Origin of the sequence: Paenibacillus xylanilyticus (genome assembly GCF_013359935.1) — a bacterium.
GTDB classification, from domain to species: Bacteria; Bacillota; Bacilli; order Paenibacillales; family Paenibacillaceae; genus Paenibacillus; species Paenibacillus xylanilyticus.
In genome coordinates this window covers 214,160-230,823 of sequence record NZ_JABMCB010000190.1, presented here as the reverse complement: position 1 = coordinate 230,823, position 16,664 = coordinate 214,160, and the positions used below count along the sequence as shown (strand labels likewise).

The 16,664-nt window shown below is 48.5% G+C and carries 17 protein-coding genes; 8 read left to right on the top strand and 9 right to left on the bottom strand.

Annotated elements, in window-relative coordinates; genetic code table 11:
• The first annotated feature begins 50 nt into the window (after positions 1 to 50).
• A complete protein-coding gene (locus HP552_RS18020) occupies positions 51 to 1,259 on the top strand; it encodes a nitric oxide synthase oxygenase (protein WP_175396793.1) in 1,209 nt (402 codons plus the stop codon).
• Between the two features lie 145 nt (positions 1,260 to 1,404).
• Complete coding sequence (locus HP552_RS18015; RefSeq protein ID WP_175396792.1) at positions 1,405 to 1,872, top strand: NUDIX hydrolase; 468 nt, start codon at positions 1,405 to 1,407, stop codon at positions 1,870 to 1,872.
• Positions 1,873 to 1,912: 40 nt separating this feature from the next.
• On the opposite strand, the gene HP552_RS18010 is transcribed toward HP552_RS18015, so the two are convergent.
• A complete protein-coding gene (locus HP552_RS18010) occupies positions 1,913 to 3,259 on the bottom strand; it encodes an MFS transporter (protein WP_175396791.1) in 1,347 nt (448 codons plus the stop codon).
• A 254-nt stretch (positions 3,260 to 3,513) separates the two neighbouring features.
• Here HP552_RS18010 and HP552_RS18005 point away from each other — a divergent pair, with 254 nt between their 5' ends.
• The 4 genes from HP552_RS18005 to HP552_RS17990 are packed head-to-tail and all read left to right on the top strand — an operon-like array spanning position 3,514 to position 7,297.
• Entirely contained in the window at positions 3,514 to 4,623 is a 1,110-nt protein-coding gene (locus tag HP552_RS18005) for an ABC transporter ATP-binding protein (RefSeq protein ID WP_175396790.1), read from the top strand.
• Positions 4,613 to 5,446 (top strand): ABC transporter permease, encoded by an 834-nt coding sequence (locus tag HP552_RS18000; RefSeq protein ID WP_175396789.1) that lies wholly within the window; start codon positions 4,613 to 4,615, stop codon positions 5,444 to 5,446. The genes HP552_RS18005 and HP552_RS18000 overlap by 11 nt, the downstream gene beginning before the upstream one ends.
• Positions 5,421 to 6,227 (top strand): ABC transporter permease, encoded by an 807-nt coding sequence (locus HP552_RS17995; RefSeq protein WP_175396788.1) that lies wholly within the window; start codon positions 5,421 to 5,423, stop codon positions 6,225 to 6,227. The genes HP552_RS18000 and HP552_RS17995 overlap by 26 nt, the downstream gene beginning before the upstream one ends.
• A complete protein-coding gene (locus HP552_RS17990) occupies positions 6,224 to 7,297 on the top strand; it encodes an ABC transporter substrate-binding protein (protein WP_175396787.1) in 1,074 nt (357 codons plus the stop codon). Before HP552_RS17995 ends, HP552_RS17990 begins: the two co-directional genes overlap by 4 nt.
• A 375-nt stretch (positions 7,298 to 7,672) precedes the next feature.
• On the opposite strand, the gene HP552_RS17985 is transcribed toward HP552_RS17990, so the two are convergent.
• Positions 7,673 to 8,173 (bottom strand): hypothetical protein, encoded by a 501-nt coding sequence (locus tag HP552_RS17985; protein WP_175396786.1) that lies wholly within the window; start codon positions 8,171 to 8,173, stop codon positions 7,673 to 7,675.
• Positions 8,174 to 8,366: 193 nt separating this feature from the next.
• Positions 8,367 to 9,404 carry an AraC family transcriptional regulator gene (locus HP552_RS17980; protein WP_175396785.1) on the bottom strand — a complete coding sequence of 346 codons (1,038 nt, stop codon included), beginning with the start codon at positions 9,402 to 9,404 and terminating at the stop codon, positions 8,367 to 8,369.
• 157 nt (positions 9,405 to 9,561) lie between these two features.
• On the opposite strand from HP552_RS17980, the gene HP552_RS17975 reads away from it, so the two are divergent.
• Positions 9,562 to 10,152: an NAD(P)H-dependent oxidoreductase gene (locus tag HP552_RS17975; protein ID WP_175396784.1), complete on the top strand. Its 591-nt coding sequence runs from the start codon at positions 9,562 to 9,564 to the stop codon at positions 10,150 to 10,152.
• A gap of 126 nt (positions 10,153 to 10,278) precedes the next feature.
• On the opposite strand, the gene HP552_RS17970 is transcribed toward HP552_RS17975, so the two are convergent.
• On the bottom strand, positions 10,279 to 11,250 hold the full coding sequence (locus tag HP552_RS17970) for a cation diffusion facilitator family transporter (RefSeq protein WP_217506493.1): 972 nt from the start codon (positions 11,248 to 11,250) through the stop codon (positions 10,279 to 10,281).
• Between the two features lie 353 nt (positions 11,251 to 11,603).
• On the opposite strand from HP552_RS17970, the gene HP552_RS17965 reads away from it, so the two are divergent.
• Positions 11,604 to 11,975 carry a glyoxalase superfamily protein gene (locus HP552_RS17965; protein ID WP_175396782.1) on the top strand — a complete coding sequence of 124 codons (372 nt, stop codon included), beginning with the start codon at positions 11,604 to 11,606 and terminating at the stop codon, positions 11,973 to 11,975.
• Positions 11,976 to 12,137: 162 nt separating this feature from the next.
• Here HP552_RS17965 and HP552_RS17960 read toward each other — a convergent pair whose 3' ends face one another.
• The 5 genes from HP552_RS17960 to HP552_RS17940 form a co-directional block, all read right to left on the bottom strand.
• The gene (locus HP552_RS17960) at positions 12,138 to 12,857 is read right to left on the bottom strand and encodes a 3-ketoacyl-ACP reductase (RefSeq protein ID WP_175396781.1); all 720 of its coding nucleotides are present in this window, start codon (positions 12,855 to 12,857) and stop codon (positions 12,138 to 12,140) included.
• Between the two features lie 78 nt (positions 12,858 to 12,935).
• The gene (locus HP552_RS17955) at positions 12,936 to 13,835 is read right to left on the bottom strand and encodes a DUF4097 family beta strand repeat-containing protein (RefSeq protein WP_175396780.1); all 900 of its coding nucleotides are present in this window, start codon (positions 13,833 to 13,835) and stop codon (positions 12,936 to 12,938) included.
• A complete protein-coding gene (locus HP552_RS17950; RefSeq protein WP_175396779.1) occupies positions 13,832 to 14,425 on the bottom strand; it encodes a DUF1700 domain-containing protein in 594 nt (197 codons plus the stop codon). Before HP552_RS17950 ends, HP552_RS17955 begins: the two co-directional genes overlap by 4 nt.
• A complete protein-coding gene (locus tag HP552_RS17945) occupies positions 14,418 to 14,747 on the bottom strand; it encodes a PadR family transcriptional regulator (RefSeq protein WP_175396778.1) in 330 nt (109 codons plus the stop codon). The genes HP552_RS17950 and HP552_RS17945 overlap by 8 nt, the downstream gene beginning before the upstream one ends.
• A 259-nt stretch (positions 14,748 to 15,006) precedes the next feature.
• The gene (locus tag HP552_RS17940; protein ID WP_175396777.1) at positions 15,007 to 16,551 is read right to left on the bottom strand and encodes an FAD-dependent oxidoreductase; all 1,545 of its coding nucleotides are present in this window, start codon (positions 16,549 to 16,551) and stop codon (positions 15,007 to 15,009) included.
• Positions 16,552 to 16,664: the final 113 nt, after the last annotated feature.

Genomic DNA, 16,664 nt, shown 5'->3' with positions numbered 1-16,664 from the left:
CTTGCCGTATAATGATGGCATTCAAGATGTATAGATTGGTGGAATGAACGATGCGGGCAGACCTGGAACAATTGCAGGAGGAAGCTGAACGGTTTATATATACATGTTATGACGAGCTGGGCCATTCGCGTGAAGACGCGGAGGCCCGGCTTATTGCCGTTAACCAAGAGATTGAAGATACCGGCACCTATGTGCATACAGCCGAAGAATTGGAGCAGGGCTGTAAAATGGCATGGAGGAACAGCAACCGCTGTATTGGTCGATTATTCTGGGATAAACTGCGGATTGTGGATGCGCGTCACGCAGACACGGCTGGAACGGCGGCGGATGCAGTGCTGAATCATATCCGCGTTGCATCCAATGGTGGTAAAGTCATTCCCATGATTACGATCCTTCCACCGAATGGCCCAAGCGGAACTCCCGTGCGGATCTGGAACCACCAGCTCATCCGTTATGCCGGATACGAGACAGGCCAAGGCATCGTTGGTGATCCCGCATCCGTGGAATTGACCAAGGTGGCCCTGTCACTTGGCTGGAAAGGGGCAGGGAGCGCTTATGATGTACTGCCGCTCATTATTGAGGCGCAGGGGGAATCTCCTGAATGGTACTCTGTACCTCAGGAAGACATTGTGGAGGTGTCAATTGAACACCCGGAGCGGCCCGAGATTGCTAAGCTCGGCCTGCGCTGGTACGGTGTGCCGATGATTGCCGACATGAGACTCGAGATTGGCGGCATCTCTTACCCGGCTGCGCCGTTTAACGGCTGGTATATGGGAACCGAGATCGGTGCCCGCAATCTGGCGGATACGTTCAGGTACAACAAGTTGCCTGCGGTGGCAGCAGCGCTTGGACTAAATACGTCAAGTGAAACGACGCTATGGAAAGACCGAGCACTTGTTGAATTGAATGTAGCCGTACTGCATTCGTTCAAGAAAGCAGGCGTCAGCATTGTGGATCACCACACGGCTGCAGCGCAATTTGCATTGTTTGAGCAGCGGGAGGAGATGGCCGGTCGTGAGCTGACCGGCGATTGGGTTTGGCTGATTCCGCCCGTATCTCCGGCGACGACGCATATTTTCCACAGTTCCTATCGCAATGATATCGTGAAGCCGAACTTTTTCAGACAGGATCAGGCGTATACCCTGGATGGAAAAGCATCTGGAGCAGAACTGCAGAATAGCGAAAAGCACAGTATCAAGTCAGAGAATCAACAACCGCCGGCCGGAGATTCACCGATGAAATGCCCGTTTGCACACTAAATCGTGCGAGCGGGTTATTTTTTGCTGTTTTGCATCAAACGAAAGTCTATAAAATAGGAAAGAAACAATAGAATTTTTTCTCTATATGGAAATATGTAACACACCTATAATGAGGTCATGACTTCACATAGGGAGGGAATAGCCCATGGGTTACATTGAATCGCTGCGAGGAATGATTGGCAATGCTCCTGTTATATTGGTGAGACCGAGTATTTTGATTTTGAATAAGACGGGTGAGATTCTGCTGGTTCGGCATATCGATGATACCTGGGGAGTACCGGGTGGATTCATGGAGCTCGGCGAGTCGGTAGAAGAGGCAGCGATGAGAGAGGTCCATGAAGAGATTGGCATAGAGCTCAAGAAACTTGAACTATACGGTGTCTTTTCCGGGAAGGAGTTATATACCAAATTAAAAAACGGGCATGAATATTATAATGTGGTCATCGGGTACATTTGCACGGAGTATGAGGGAGAGCTGAGGCCAGATGGGATTGAAGTTCTTGAAGCGAAGTTTTACAAACCAACAGATTTACCTGACAAGACAGACCCGTACTTAAAAAGAAAAATCCTCGAAAATGCACAATATATAGCCTCTATAATAGGAAGAAAATAAAATAAAGAAGACCGCCCACTCGTGTGGGCAGTCTTGTGCGTTACCCTTGTTTCGATCTGTACCGGCTCCGCATCCCTGCTTGAACTGCGATGGCAGCAGCGATTAGTACAAGGTTGAACACAAATACAGCATAAAGCGAAATGTACTCCACCAGCAGCGCAGCAATCAGAGGAGACACGATGGAGCCAATCTCGGCTGCGGAGACAATTTTGCCTATGACTTCGCTTCTACCTGTGTCAGGGATGTGGTCCCCGATATGAGCAAAGAACGAATCCATGTAACAGGCACCGCCAACCCCGCCAATCAGCATGCCAACATACACCCACACATAAGAGGATGTACTTAGAAAAACAATGACTTCGATGCCGATCATCAACATGCCGAACATGCAGAGTAACAGACGATCCCCCATACGGTCCGACAGATATCCGGCTGCTGGAGCAGCAGCAAGGGTTGAAATCCCGGCCACAGTAAAAGCAAGGCTGGTCGCAAACGGGTCCCAGTGCATAATGTGTGCCGCATACAGGGCGAAGTACGTCAGAAATACGGCATAGGCGCTCATCTCCAGAAAATGTACCGTGCCGTAGCCAATAAGTTGTTGTCGCCGGGTAAGCCCTGTAAAAGAGCTTGGAGCGTTATGAGCAGGCGAAACGGAAGTGGAAGTTGGAGAAGCTGTGACCATACCGTACACAGCAGTATTGTTTACAGCGGTATCATCAGTTGCTGAAGAGGGGAGTTTAATCGCATGGGCATGTTCTACAGCCATGTTAGAAGCTGTTCCTAAGTCCGAACCTGAAGGATGTTTACGTCCGATGTGTTCAGATGGTTGATCAGAGCCCAGCCTGGTCTTCATCCCCATGGCTGTTCCCATGGCCATCAGGCAGCACACTGTAACAAGCAAGAAAGGAACCGACAGCGGCCAATGCAGTGCAAGCCAACCACTGATTACCGGGCCGAGAACCATACCTCCGCCTTCACTGCTGCTGATATACCCATTGTACAGGCCACGGTTGTCAGTATTGCCCCCATCCCCGATGATGGAACGCACAATGACCGTAAGTCCGGTGGAGGCGAGTCCTTGCAGCAGCCGCAGCAGGCCAAACAAATAAGCAGCAGAAGCCACCGCAAAGCCACCCATGCAGACTGCGAGAACAAACAGCATGACAACAAGCGCCTTTTTGCCTCCAAGTTTACGGTACAGTGCCGCTGCCGGCACCCCGCCAATGACTTTCCCTACATAAAAGAGAGCAAAAATACCCCCCATCATCCAGCCGGACAGGCCGAATTCCTCAATAAACAAAGGAAACAGGGGCAGGATCATGAATCCGCCCATCTGACTAAGAAAACAAATGATCATCAGCAAAGGCAGGTTGCGGCGAATGTCCACGAGCAAAGACTCCTTTCGCACAAAAATCTGGCTTCAAAATCCCTCCAATCTCCCCAGAGGTATGCGTAGATATCGACATATACCCGTAATGTATGCAGGATTTGTGAAAATAAGAAGAAAAGACACACAGCGTTTACACCAAAACCATTGCGGATATAGCTGAATCATATATAATAGATGGGATTTGTAATAATGTATTTATAGAAAGTGTACAGGGTAAGTTGTACCTCAAGTTTAAGGGGGCGAGATGAAACATGTCAGATCAACAACCAATTATCCGGTTCGACCGGGTGACTCAGCAATACGATCAGGATGAAGCCGTATTGAAGGAAGTCAGCTTCGAGATTGAGCGGGGTAAATTTTATACGCTGCTTGGCCCATCGGGCTGCGGCAAAACGACAATATTAAGGCTGATCGCCGGCTTTGCGGAGCCGACACAGGGCAGTATTTATTTTAACGGAGCACTGATCAACCGTGTTCCTGCCCACCAGCGCCAGGTCAATACCGTGTTTCAGGATTACGCGTTATTTCCGCATTTGAATGTATTTGAGAACGTGGCATTTGGTTTGCGGATCAAAAAGATGAAAACGGCTGAAATACGCAGCAAAGTATTGGAAGCCCTCAAATTCGTCAACCTGTCCGGATATGAAAACCGTGAGATTGGCGAGATGTCCGGTGGACAGCGTCAGCGGGTCGCGATTGCACGTGCGATTGTAAATGAACCAGAGATCCTGTTGTTGGACGAGCCATTGTCTGCACTCGATCTGAAGCTTCGGACCGAAATGCAGTACGAACTACGTGAGCTGCAGCAGCGGCTGGGCATTACATTTATCTTTGTCACGCATGATCAGGAGGAAGCGCTAGCGATGTCGGATGAGATATTCGTCCTGAACGGCGGTGTGATCCAGCAGAGCGGTACGCCGAATGACATCTATGATGAGCCGATTAACCGTTTTGTGGCAGACTTCATCGGGGAGTCGAACATTGTATCCGGCAAGATGAAACAGGACTTTGTGGTGGAATTCGCCGGAGCCCAGTATGAATGTGTCGACCAGGGATTACAGCCGAACGAGCCGGTTGAGATCGTGATACGTCCAGAGGACTTGGAGATTACAACCGAAGACCAGGGCAAGCTGAAGGTCAATGTCGACTCCCAGCTGTTCCGCGGAGTGCATTACGAGATATCCAGTTACGACGATGCAGGCAATGAATGGCTTGTGCATTCTACGAAGAAAGCGGTCGTAGGGGAACGGATTGGCCTGTATTTTGACCCGGAAGCCATCCACGTCATGCGCTTTAATGAGACCGAAGAAGAATTCGACAAACGACTTGAAGCCTATCAAGAGGCCACCCATGCAGAGTAAGGCGAGTACACGCAATGCGTATCTGATTCCATATGTATTATGGATGGTGCTGTTCGTTGTCGCTCCGGTACTGCTGGTTGTCTATTACTCGTTTTTTGATGTGGAGGGTAACTTCACCTTTGGCAACTATGCCCGGTTCTTTACGCCTGTATATATGCAGATGACACTGAGTTCATTCTGGTATGCCTTGCTGATTACGGTGTTTGCCCTGTTAGTTTCGTATCCGACAGCGTATTTGCTGACCCGGACGAAGCACAAGCAGCTGTGGCTTCTGCTGATCATTTTGCCAAGCTGGATTAATCTGTTGTTAAAAGCCTATGCCTTTATCGGCCTGTTCGGAACATATGGCCTGACCAACTCCCTGCTCGAAGTGATCGGTATAGGTTCGCAGCAGATTTTGTTCACCGACTTCAGCTTTATCTTTGTTTCGGTGTACATCTTCATTCCGTTTATGATTCTTCCAATCTTCAACGCGTTGGAGGAAATGAATCCTTCGCTGATCTATGCAGCGCGGGATCTCGGAGCTTCATCCTGGCTGACGTTTCGCCGGGTCATCTTCCCGCTGACGCTCTCTGGAGTTAAATCGGGATGCCAGGCTGTATTTATTCCAGCATTATCCCTGTTCATGATCACCCGCCTTATTGCGGGGAACCGGGTTATTACGCTGGGAACAGCCATTGAACAGCATTTCCTCGTCACCCAGGACTGGGGGATGGGGTCAACGATTGCCGTATTTTTGATTATTGCGATGGCGATCATCATGTTTCTGACCGGATCAGGGAAGAAGGAGGTGCGTAATGGGAAGAAACGGAAAGCTGTCTAACGTCTATCTGGCCGTCGTATTTGCGGTCCTGTATGCACCGATTGCGTACCTGATCTTCTATTCGTTCAACAGTGGCGGCCACATGCGTAATTTCGAAGGGTTCACGCTGGAATGGTACAGGGAAGTTTTTGCCGATACCCGGCTACTGATCATAGTACTCAACACATTTATTATCGCCCTGCTGTCATCAGCAATTTCGACCATACTTGGTGTGGCAGGAGCTCTTGCGATCTATCATGTGCGGCGTAAACGGACCAAAAACACGCTGTTGTCTCTCAATAACGTGTTGATCGTAAGCCCGGATGTCATTATCGGAGCATCCTTCCTGATTTTGTTCACCATGATCGGGATCAAACTGGGATTCACATCCGTCCTGCTGTCCCATATCGCATTCAGTGTGCCAATCGTGGTCATCATGGTCCTGCCCAAGCTGCAGGAAATGAGCCCAACGCTAATGGATGCGGCACGCGATCTGGGAGCGGGATCATGGCAGGTCCTGACACGTGTGGTGCTGCCCTACGTCAAACCGGGTATATTTGCCGGATTTTTCATGGCACTGACGTATTCCCTGGATGACTTCGCGGTTACATTCTTTGTCACGGGGAACGGATACTCCACACTCTCGGTAGAGATCTATTCCCGGGCCAGACAGGGTGTGTCACTGTCCATTAATGCACTGTCGACCCTGCTCTTCCTGCTGACGGTGGTGCTGGTTATAGGATATTACTTCATTAACCGCCGCGCCGCACGGACACCTGCCGGAAGGGGGCTGCGTCCATGAAGCAACTGGTACGGACGTTTGCAATCGTGTTTGTGGCAGCCTTTGCCCTGATGATTCTGGCGTCATATCTCAATAAGAGCCAGGGATACTCTGGCGGCAACACGCTGACCATCTATAACTGGGGCGATTATATCGACCCGGATCTGCTGACGGAGTTTGAGGAAGAGACGGGCATCAAGGTCATCTACCAGACGTTCGACTCCAATGAAGCGATGCTGACCAAGATTGAGCAGGGGGGAACGACCTTTGACGTAGCCATCCCTTCCGAATATGCGATTAGCAAAATGAAAGAAGAGAACCTGCTCGTTCCCATCGATCACAGCAAATTAACGAATTTGAAAAACATTGATTCCCGGTTCTTGGACTTGTCCTTTGATGAAGGCAACCAGTATTCCATCCCGTATTTCTGGGGGACGGTGGGGATTGTCTACAATCCGGAGCTGGTTGACGGATTGACGTTTGAGAGCTGGAACGACCTGTGGGACCCGCGCCTGAAAAACCAGATCCTGCTGCTCGACGGTGCTCGTGAAGTCATGGGGATGGGACTGAACAGTCTGCACTATTCCCTGAATGATACCAACGAAGACCACCTGCAGGAGGCGTTGGCAAAACTGTCTACCCTGACGCCGAACGTCAGAGCCATTGTGGGTGATGAGATCAAAATGCTGCTGGCCAACGAGGAAGCAGCAGTTGGACTCGTATGGTCCGGAGATGCGTCCGAGATTATGGACGAGAACGACAAGCTCGATTACGTGGTGCCTGAGGAAGGCTCGAATCTCTGGTTCGATAACATGGTCATTCCGAAGACGGCGAGCAACATTGAAGGAGCACACCAGTTTATTAACTTTATGCTGGACCCGGATCACGCCGCACGTAATGCCGAGTATGTCGGATACTCCACACCAAACGCCGAGGCACTGAAACTGCTGCCAGAGGATATCTCGGGCGATGAGCGTTTCTATCCGGATGAGACACTGACAGGCAAGCTGGAAGTGTACGATAACTTGGGTAAAAAAATGCTTTCGCATTACAACGACTTGTTCCTTGAGTTTAAAATGCACAGCAAATAGCAGATGACCGGCATAACAGATGCCGCACGAGCTGCATACTAGGCTATATCCCACTTGCATATATGCTTTTAAAGTAAAAATCCCCTGAATCCATTTAAAGGATCAGGGGATTTTTCTTCTGACTACCCACACTCCAAGCAAACAGCTCAGGTTTTTACCATAACGGGTTTACACATAACGGAGAGGACAGACAAACTGGAGAAGCAAAGCGTGCGCCTAAAAGCTTTCTGAAAGAAAGCTACTTCGGAAGCATAAGCTATTCCCGGATTTCTCCATTTTAAAGGGGAGAATCAAGGAAATCCGGGAATAACAGCGATCGGAAGTTGTTCTGTCATCGGAGTGGTCTAGTGTAATCGAGCCCTTCAGCTTATGCCACTACATGTTTCTTTTGCGACCCACAATTAACCATGCCCCACCCATAATCAGCAAAATCGCCAAGAACGGCTGGATGAAGGACAGGCTGCTCAGCATCGAACCAATGGACATGACGGAGAAGAATAACAGCGAGATCACCGTCAAAATGTTGATAGGGATAAGCAGCCATTTGTTCCGTCCGCCAAACCAGTACAATTCAAACAAACCTACAGCTACCGCAAGGATAAATCCAGGCCACATCGTGCCCCAGTTACCGAAGAGCATGGCAATCTGGCTAACCACACCGGCAGTCAGCAAAATACCGCCCGGTACAAGCAACCCAACCCCTCTGCCAATCATGGAGAAGTACAGCCAGTGGAAAAACAGCCCGAGCGGGATCACAAACAGGGTCGGCCAGAAGTTGGCAAAGATTGTCCCCGGACCGAGTGAACCTCCCTGGTTCAGAATCAGGTACACGCCCAGCAAAATGAGCACAGGCGCAAGGATCGTACGTTTAGCCATGATATCTCTCCTTTTTATCATTTCATTAGAGTCATTCCGAACAGTCGTGAAGTCTTTTTTCTCGTTACACACAGCATACCATGAACGAGAAAAGGCTATCCTCGGTCTTTGGAGTTAAAATGAACCTAGACTTAAGTCTAGGAAGATTCCAAGGATCAGGTTCCTCAAACCGAAGTCGTACCTTCGTATAGTCCTAATCGAATGCCACAGACTGCTTCAGGTCCGCGCGGTATTGCCCGGGCGTCCGTCCGGTCCACTTTTTGAAGGCGTTCTGAAAAGCACTTTGCTCGGAAAAATGAAGGGCATAGGCAATTTCACCAACAGAATAGTTTCCTCCCCGCAAATAATTCAGCGCAAGCTCCTTGCGTACCTGAACAGATATTTCATGGTATGTCGTACCTTCTTCACGCAATCGGCTTTGAAGTGTGCGAATGCTAACACCCAGATGCTCTGCGGTATGTTGTAATGTCGGAAAGGTGGCAGGAAGGCTATCAAGCAGCCAGCGGCTGACTTTGCCAGAGAACGTATGGGAAGAATGCAGCTGTTCCTTGCTTTCCTGGGCCATCGTTTCAAATACTTTCAGCATCTTTTCATCTGAGTAAAGAACGGGGTGACTGAGAATGTTTTTGTGCAGGCGTAATTGATTATGGTTGTCTCCAAATTGGGGAGTTACTCCGAACATGTCGACGTATGGGGTCAGGTTTCTTGCTGCTTCAGGTGCTTCATGGCTAAAACGGATCTCCTTTATGTCCACTGGGCAATTCCCCAATTTGCGGATGAGAGATAACACGGAGACAGTCATATCTTCCACACAATGACGGGACATCTGCTGCGGTGACTGCAAAAACAGACGAAAAACCACATCTTGCCCTTGGATCTCCCAATCCAGATTGAATCCGCTGTACAAAATGATGTTATACCGCTGATATGCAGCGAGTGCATCACCAATCGTCTTGGAATGCATCATAACGTAACCGAGAAGGCCCAGGTCAGCAAAGTCGAGCAGGAGTCCTTGATTTAAGCCAAAATACAAATCATTGGAGTATTCAGAAGCTTTCAGCAGAATTCGTTCCAGTTCTTCGACTGGAATTCGGGCTTCAGCATGCTGCAATATTGCCGAGTCAAAACCGGCATACTTGAAAAAGGTTTCGGGTTCATATCCTTTGTGAACGAGAGTTTTCATGATTGGATACAACATGGAAATGGATACTCCGAGATTGTGGTTATTCATGTACCTCCATTGCACGAATTAGCAATTTTTTGGCGTCCTCGATCATTTGTTTAGATGTAGGTTCACCTTATGATGATAGTACGCCTGCTTCTTCGGCTTTCATGTCAGCATTTTATGCAAAATGCTTACGTACTTATTATACAGGAGGAACCCAAGTATGAAATCCAATATTCTGGTCATTAACGGCCATCCTGATCCGGAAAGTTATTGCAAAGGGCTATCAGATGCTTATATCAAAGGGGCTCAAAGAGCCGGAAGTAATGTGAATTTTATTGATTTGAGCCACATTCAGTTTAATCCCAACCTGAAATACGGGTATCGGAAGCGGACGGATCTTGAGGATGATCTGGTGAAAGCCCAGGAGCTCATTCGTTGGGCAGACCATCTGGTGTTTGTGTATCCTTTATGGTGGGGAGCGATGCCGGCTGTTCTGAAAGGATTTATCGACCGTATATTTTTGCCGGGGTTTGCCATGAAATATCGGGAAGGCTCGCTCCTGTGGGACAAATTATTAAAAGGAAAGTCCGCGCATCTCATTGTTACGATGGATACACCCCGTTGGTATAATCATTTGATATATAGGCAAGCCGGGCACCGGGTCATGAAATCGAATATTTTGAATTTTTCCGGTGTATCCCCGGTACGGGTTACTGAGATTAGTCCAATCAAGGGATCGACTGAAGCGTTTCGCCTGAAGTGGCTGGAGAAAATCGAGGCCTTGGGGATGAAACAGGGCAAGGGTCAATAAGACACTAATCTGATCTGCAGGACGGAACGGCAGCCTGAAGGCTATAGTCGAAAGTTAATTGAGCATGAAGAAGCCCACTTCAGCTGGAGTGGGCTTGGTCTGTTTTAATTTATATCAAAGCGGTCGTTATTTTATGACATCCGAGTGTTTCTTGCCCCAGCTTTTCACCCCATCATCTTCAATAATGGAAATGGCTGCATCGGCGATGTCCGGATTGGTCATCAATTTCTCCTGAACACGGAACTTGATATCGTCAGCATCGGCCAGAGAAAGGCCTTTGGTCAGCTCAATCAGTCCTTCAACATGGTAATAACGGCCTTCCTGGATGATGCGCATCATCTGGATATCGGCCACATGGGAGTCTGCCAGAATGGTCTGCGACACTTTGTCCTCAATATCCTGCGGAGCAGCGACACCGATGAGTCCAATCATATTGTCGTATCCGACCCGGAAGGCTACAGCAATCATCAGACAGCCAATTAGGGTCGTCACAATGCCATCAAGCAATGCGAAATTGGTCAATGCAATGACAATGACAGAGATTAAGGCAAGCGTTGCCCCGAGTACCGCTACCACATCTTCGTAGAATACGAGACGTGTTGGTGGTGCAGCGCGTCCCACGTTTTTGATCGCTGCAGGAACAAGGGAGAAACCGGACGCCTTGGGCGCACGCGCTTCAACAAGGATTTCCTTCATCGCTTTGATCAGGATGGCACCGTCAATCACAATGTTCAATACGAGCACACCGATGTTGATCCAGAGACCGCCTGAATGACCAGCAGGATGCTGCAGCAGGTGAATTCCCTCATGGATGGTTTCGTATGCCATAATTGTGACCACGATCACGGCAATCATACAGAAAATGTTGATGACCCGTCCAAATCCGGTTGGGAAGCGACGTGTCGGTTTTTTTTCGGATAACACACTTCCGACAAAGACGAACCCCTGGTTGATGGCATCGGCGAGCGAGTGCATGGCAGAGGCAAACATGGCCCCGCTGCCACTGAATAGAAAGGCTCCTCCTTTGCACAGAGCGAGTACGGCATTACCTGCCATAGCTACGGCCGAGGACGTGTTTCCCTTTTTGACGAGAGACATGAAGCTCTCAGACTTTGCTTGTTCAGCCACGTTGAATGTTCCTCCCAAAAGATTTGATAGATGTAAAATTCAAGATTCTTCGTTACATCTTGTGCATTACCACTAAATGTTATTATAACCCGCTTTACATATCCCAGCATTATGCATAAAAGGTCATATTATAATATGGACAAAATTATAGAAAATGAATAAGCGCAAATTCACAGATCCTTATATTTGAACAAAAACGATCATGATTCCATTGCAGGTTCAAGATTTATTGTATTATGGAAATATGTTACGTATAAAAAATATCTAATACAGTTTAGCGGGCTGAAGTGGAATCATATATTATTCCAAAGGAAGTGATCAGGATGTTGAAAGGGATTGTGCCTATTTTGAGGATATTTGATGAGGACAAGGCCAGAGTGTTTTACGTTGACTATCTGGGGTTTGGCGTAGATTGGGAGCACCGTTTTGAAGAGGATATGCCCTTATATATGCAGATATCGCTCAATTCTGTTGTCCTTCATCTGTCCGAGCATCATGGCGATTGTACACCGGGGGCGGCCCTAAGAATAGAAACGGTTAATCTGGATGAATTGTGTGACAAGCTTAATCAGAAAAAATATAAACACTCCAGACCGGGGATTAATGATACGCCTTGGGGAATGAGGGAAATGACTGTGACGGATCCGTTTGGCAACCGGATTATTTACTATGAAGCTTCCAGCAAGATAGACTGAGGACTTAGCAAAGAGAAGGGGAGGGAAAGAATGATGGATTATTGGTTGGCTTTAGCTGGAAATACCATCGTTCCTTATGAGGTGACCAATAAGGGTGATGAGACGGCAATCAATTAAAAAGACCGCCAAGAGCTTCTCCGGCGGCCTGATCATTTCTGTTGTTTACTGTGGATTGGTTGTCCAAATACCTGCAGCTTTAACAAATACACGGTCGGAGAGCTTGAGTGTCGCCAGAGCAAGCTCGGCTACATCTTCCGCTTGCATCATGCGGTCTTCGTCTCCAATTTTCAGACCGGCATTGGTCGCAAGCTCGGTATTTACCGTACTTGGTGTCAATGCTGTTACCCGAATGTTGGATTTGCGTACTTCCTGCATCAGGGATTCAGTCATCCCAAGCAGAGCGAACTTGGATGCACAGTACGCTGAACCTGTAGCGAATCCGCGCTCCCCTGCAGTAGAAGCGATATTAATGATACTGCCGCTGCTTTCCTTGATCATGCTCGGCAGTACGGCACGTGTGACGTAATATGTACCCATAACGTTGACATGCAGGATGCGCTCCCACTCTTCCGGATCCATGTCAAGCAATGTTCCGAAGCTGGCAATGCCTGCGTTATTAATGAGGATATCGACTGCACCAAGCTCCATTTCGATCGCTGCTACAGCGGCTTCAGCTTGGGTGCGATCGGAGATGTCAGCAACGGCACTTGTTACTTTAATGCCGTATTCCTGGCTCAAGGATTGCTGAAGGGCCTCCAGATCGGAGGCGGTACGGGCGATTAAGCCGAGATGTACACCTTCCTTAGCAAGTGCTTCAGCAATGGCGCGGCCAATGCCTTTACCGGCGCCAGTAATGACAGCCGTTTTATTTTTAAGTTCCATGTGGGTAACTCCTCCTTAAAAGTTGGACTGGCATTTAATTATACTATATTACCCACAGTTCGGATATTTGCTTCATCATTAATTAGTGATTTTGATGCTGCCTGAAGTGGTACGGGCCTTGATGACTTCCTGGTTAATCATCGGAGATTCCGGAACATTAACATCTCCGGAAGTGGCCCGGGCGTCATAGACTCCCTCAAAGTCCGGTGCGGCTTGAATGAATATATCTCCCGATTGTCCCGACACATCGATAGGCCCGGATGCAGCTTGCTCAACCTTCACGCTACCGGAAGTGAATTTGATCAAGGCGGCGCCGCTTAATTTGGTAATCTCGGTATCGCCGGATTGGATTCGGCTGTTCAAATCACCTGTGATCTGATCTGCCTGGAAATTACCGGAGTTCATAGACACATCCAGATTCCCGTGAATCCTGGAAGCTTCGAGATCGCCTGATGTTAATTCCAGTTCAATACGTGGGGCAGAGATATCTTCCAGCTGAATGGATCCCGAGGTATTATTCAGCTCAAGCAGATTGGCGTTTAAACCGGTCAAAGTCCAGTCGCTTGAAGAAGAATCGAGCTTAACCTCATTTAGTTGGTGCCCTTCAGGCAGGGCAACGGTAATTTTGGAATCACGGTCATTCCAATATAGGGTGAAAAACTGTAATTGCTCACGTTCGGTTTGGGACAGTTTAAATGTTCCATCTGAAAAATTAGCCTGTTCGAAGCTTTGGATAACAGCTGGGTCCCATTTACCGTCTACCTCGATATAACTACCGGAGTCCGGGCTGACCACGAATTCGATATCCGCGCTAAAATTAGCATTCATGATTACACTTTGTAACTCATCACTTTTAAAATCCCATCGCTTGGAATATTCTTCTCGCTTGTCTCCGAACTGAACTCCATATATGGACGTTCCGAGCAAACCTATACCGATACAAATCACTGCTAAAGCCAACCATTTTTTTGTACTCATGCGGAAACGTCTCCTTTCATCGTCTTATTGTTCCATCTAAGGTATCGAAGAGTGGCTGCCTTGAAGCCCTTGAATACCGATTTCGCAGCAATGGCAAATAGAATACCCACACCGAATGCCCCAATGGCCACGAACAGTTCTGCCTTGTCGAAATGATTGAGAAAAAGGAAGTCCAAAGCAGCTGCGACAGGGGCCAAGACCAGCAAGGACAGACTGGCAATCACAAGCCACACCGACCAGAGTGTTAACCCCAGAGGAATCCCCAGGATCAAATTCAGAAAAATCAATCCAATTCCGGTAAAAAAGTTGCGAGCTGCTCGATTACTGCTCTTCGGTTGCCGCATTTCTCCGTAAGTCGGAGCGTAAAAGGGATCTGAGCCCGGTGTATTTACGTCATAGCGGTCACCAAGTGCTTCCCGTGCAATCTCTTCCGGACGGCCCAGTTCACGGGCAATCTCCTCTTCCGGTCTGCCTTCTCGAAGTCCGAGTTCGAAATGCTGATCATAGTCTGCGAGCAATTCTGCCCGTTCCTGAGCTTCCATTGGCCGCAGATGAATTTCCATGGCCTGCATAAATTGTTGTCTATTCATTATGGGTTCCTTCCTCAATAAGATTTGCGACATTGCGCACAAATTCATTCCATTCTGTAGTCAAGGCCTGCATGTAATCACGACCAGTATCGGACAGCTTGTAATATTTACGCGGTGGCCCCTCGGTTGATTCTTGCAAATAGGTGGTGCAATAACCGTCTTGTACGAGTCTGCGCAGCAATGGATACAGTGCGCCTTCAGCAACTTCAATATGTTTGGAAACCGCCTGAGCCAGTTCGTAGCCATACCGATCCTGGCGGTTAATCAGTACCAGGACGCATAGCTCCAGCACTCCCTTTTTGAACTGGATATTCACGTTCACACAGGTTCCTCCTTATTCCTTCTTCAATCACTAGTGTGTATTGATCAGTAGTTATGGATTCATCATAGCATTCAGTACTGTTTAATGCAAGGTAGTGATTTAAAAATAGTTCCGTGTCACGATTCTGTCCTGAGTTATCGTTGTCTGGTGACATTGTGGATCAATAACTTCCCATAAAACCAGCATACGCAAAACCCGGGTAAGATGCCTCCGTCCGAAGACGGAGTCCTACCCGGGTCTGTAAACCGAATCTTTACTATTATTCTGAGGCTTCAAGCACTTTGAGGTCTTTGACAGCGGGTCCTTCAATCACTTTACCAGCAAAATCGAAGCGGGAACCGTGACAAGGGCAGTCCCACGAGCGTTCTCCTTCATTCCATTCCACTTCACATCCCAGATGAGTACAGGTTGTATCGACCAAGAACAGTCTGCCACTGGTGTCCTTGTAGGCACCGGCCCGTTTGCCGTTATGACGAACCACGGCGCCCTCATCGTTGCCAATCTCGCTGACGTCCTTGTGAACAATGCCTACTTTGCCGGAGATTAATTCTTTTGCTACATTCGCGTTTTCTATAATAAAGTTTTTTACACCAGGATCGGTTTTGAATCTCGCGGGATCGAATACAGCGGCATGGGGGTTGTCACGACCAGTGATACGGTCTGCCAGGATATGTCCCGCCATTGTTCCTGTGGTCATGCCCCACTTGGCGAACCCGGTAGCAACATAGACCCGTTCATGTCTTCCGGTAATGGGTCCAATATAGGGCACCTTATCGATGGATATCAGATCCTGGGCAGACCAGCGGAAAGGAATGCTGCGGATGCCGTACGTCTCCTCTGCGAATCGTTCGAGGCGTTCGTAATGGCCATAGGTGCAGATCCCCTGTCCGGTTTTGTGGTTTTCTCCCCCGAAAAGAATCAGTTCCTTTCCTTCATGAAGCACTTTGCGCAGGGACCTGGTCGGTTCATCGTCCGATATATACATGCCGCCGGCATAGGGTTTTTGAGGTTCCACTGCAACAGCATATGAGCGCTCGGCGTGCAGCCTTGTAAAATAAAAACCCGGGTCATACACAGGGAAGTGGGAAGCCACAACGACATGTTCAGCTGTCACGGATGGACCATTACCATAGGTTCGTACATGAAGTGAGGCATCTTCCTCCACATCGGTCACCGTTGTATGCTCATAGATCTGCACCCCTTGCTTGACCGCTGAATCGAGCAGATAATGCAGATAAGCCAGTGGGTCGAAGCGAGCCTGACCAGGCATTTTTATGCCTGCCCTCGACGGAACCCGAATTGGAAGTGGGTCGACCCATTCACCCGGAATGTTCAGCTTGCCGTAGGCGGTAAGCTCGATCTCCAGCTTTTTCAGGTTATCCTCCGATTGAATATACACGTAGGCATCTTCTTCTGCCCACTGGCAATCGATCTGTTTTTCCCTCACCAGATTCTGCATCCAGTTGGCAGCTGCAGCATTGCCTTCATAATACATGCGTGCCTGTTCTTGTCCAAAGTGGTGGAGCAGCTCATCGAATATGACCCCATGCTGTGCAGAAACCTTGGCTGTGGTATGACCGGTTGTACCATCCAGTACTTTTCCGGCTTCCAGAACCACTACACGCATGCCTGTTTGGGCAAGCAAATAGGCTGTTGTGATACCTGCAATGCCTGCACCAATAATGGCTACGTCCGCCTTGATATCTTCAGTAAGCTTCGGATATGCATCGAATTCATGAGTAGCCCTCCAGATGGACTCCGGAACAGGGGGCAGGCCCGTTGGGGGCTGTTGGTTATCGCTCATTCGGTATTTCCTCCTTGATCTTTCTTCAGGTCAAATCCATGGTTCGTATCCCAGGCAAGCACGAATGGGACGTACTCCTATCCATGATTGCCACACTGTGTCCGAATAAAACG

Excerpts from the sequence above, each read along its gene's own strand:
- HP552_RS17990 (WP_175396787.1), top strand. The coding sequence starts at position 6,224 with ATGAAGCAACTGGTACGGACGTTTGCAATCGTGTTTGTGGCAGCCTTT.
- HP552_RS17950 (WP_175396779.1), bottom strand. The coding sequence starts at position 14,425 with ATGAATAGACAACAATTTATGCAGGCCATGGAAATTCATCTGCGGCCA.
- HP552_RS18000 (WP_175396789.1), top strand. The coding sequence starts at position 4,613 with ATGCAGAGTAAGGCGAGTACACGCAATGCGTATCTGATTCCATATGTA.
- HP552_RS18020 (WP_175396793.1), top strand. The coding sequence starts at position 51 with ATGCGGGCAGACCTGGAACAATTGCAGGAGGAAGCTGAACGGTTTATA.
- HP552_RS17965 (WP_175396782.1), top strand. The coding sequence starts at position 11,604 with ATGTTGAAAGGGATTGTGCCTATTTTGAGGATATTTGATGAGGACAAG.
- HP552_RS17980 (WP_175396785.1), bottom strand. The coding sequence starts at position 9,404 with ATGAATAACCACAATCTCGGAGTATCCATTTCCATGTTGTATCCAATC.
- HP552_RS17995 (WP_175396788.1), top strand. The coding sequence starts at position 5,421 with ATGGGAAGAAACGGAAAGCTGTCTAACGTCTATCTGGCCGTCGTATTT.
- HP552_RS18015 (WP_175396792.1), top strand. The coding sequence starts at position 1,405 with ATGGGTTACATTGAATCGCTGCGAGGAATGATTGGCAATGCTCCTGTT.
- HP552_RS17970 (WP_217506493.1), bottom strand. The coding sequence starts at position 11,250 with ATGTCTCTCGTCAAAAAGGGAAACACGTCCTCGGCCGTAGCTATGGCA.
- HP552_RS17975 (WP_175396784.1), top strand. The coding sequence starts at position 9,562 with ATGAAATCCAATATTCTGGTCATTAACGGCCATCCTGATCCGGAAAGT.
- HP552_RS18005 (WP_175396790.1), top strand. The coding sequence starts at position 3,514 with ATGTCAGATCAACAACCAATTATCCGGTTCGACCGGGTGACTCAGCAA.
- HP552_RS17985 (WP_175396786.1), bottom strand. The coding sequence starts at position 8,173 with ATGGCTAAACGTACGATCCTTGCGCCTGTGCTCATTTTGCTGGGCGTG.
- HP552_RS17940 (WP_175396777.1), bottom strand. The coding sequence starts at position 16,551 with ATGAGCGATAACCAACAGCCCCCAACGGGCCTGCCCCCTGTTCCGGAG.
- HP552_RS17955 (WP_175396780.1), bottom strand. The coding sequence starts at position 13,835 with ATGAGTACAAAAAAATGGTTGGCTTTAGCAGTGATTTGTATCGGTATA.
- HP552_RS17960 (WP_175396781.1), bottom strand. The coding sequence starts at position 12,857 with ATGGAACTTAAAAATAAAACGGCTGTCATTACTGGCGCCGGTAAAGGC.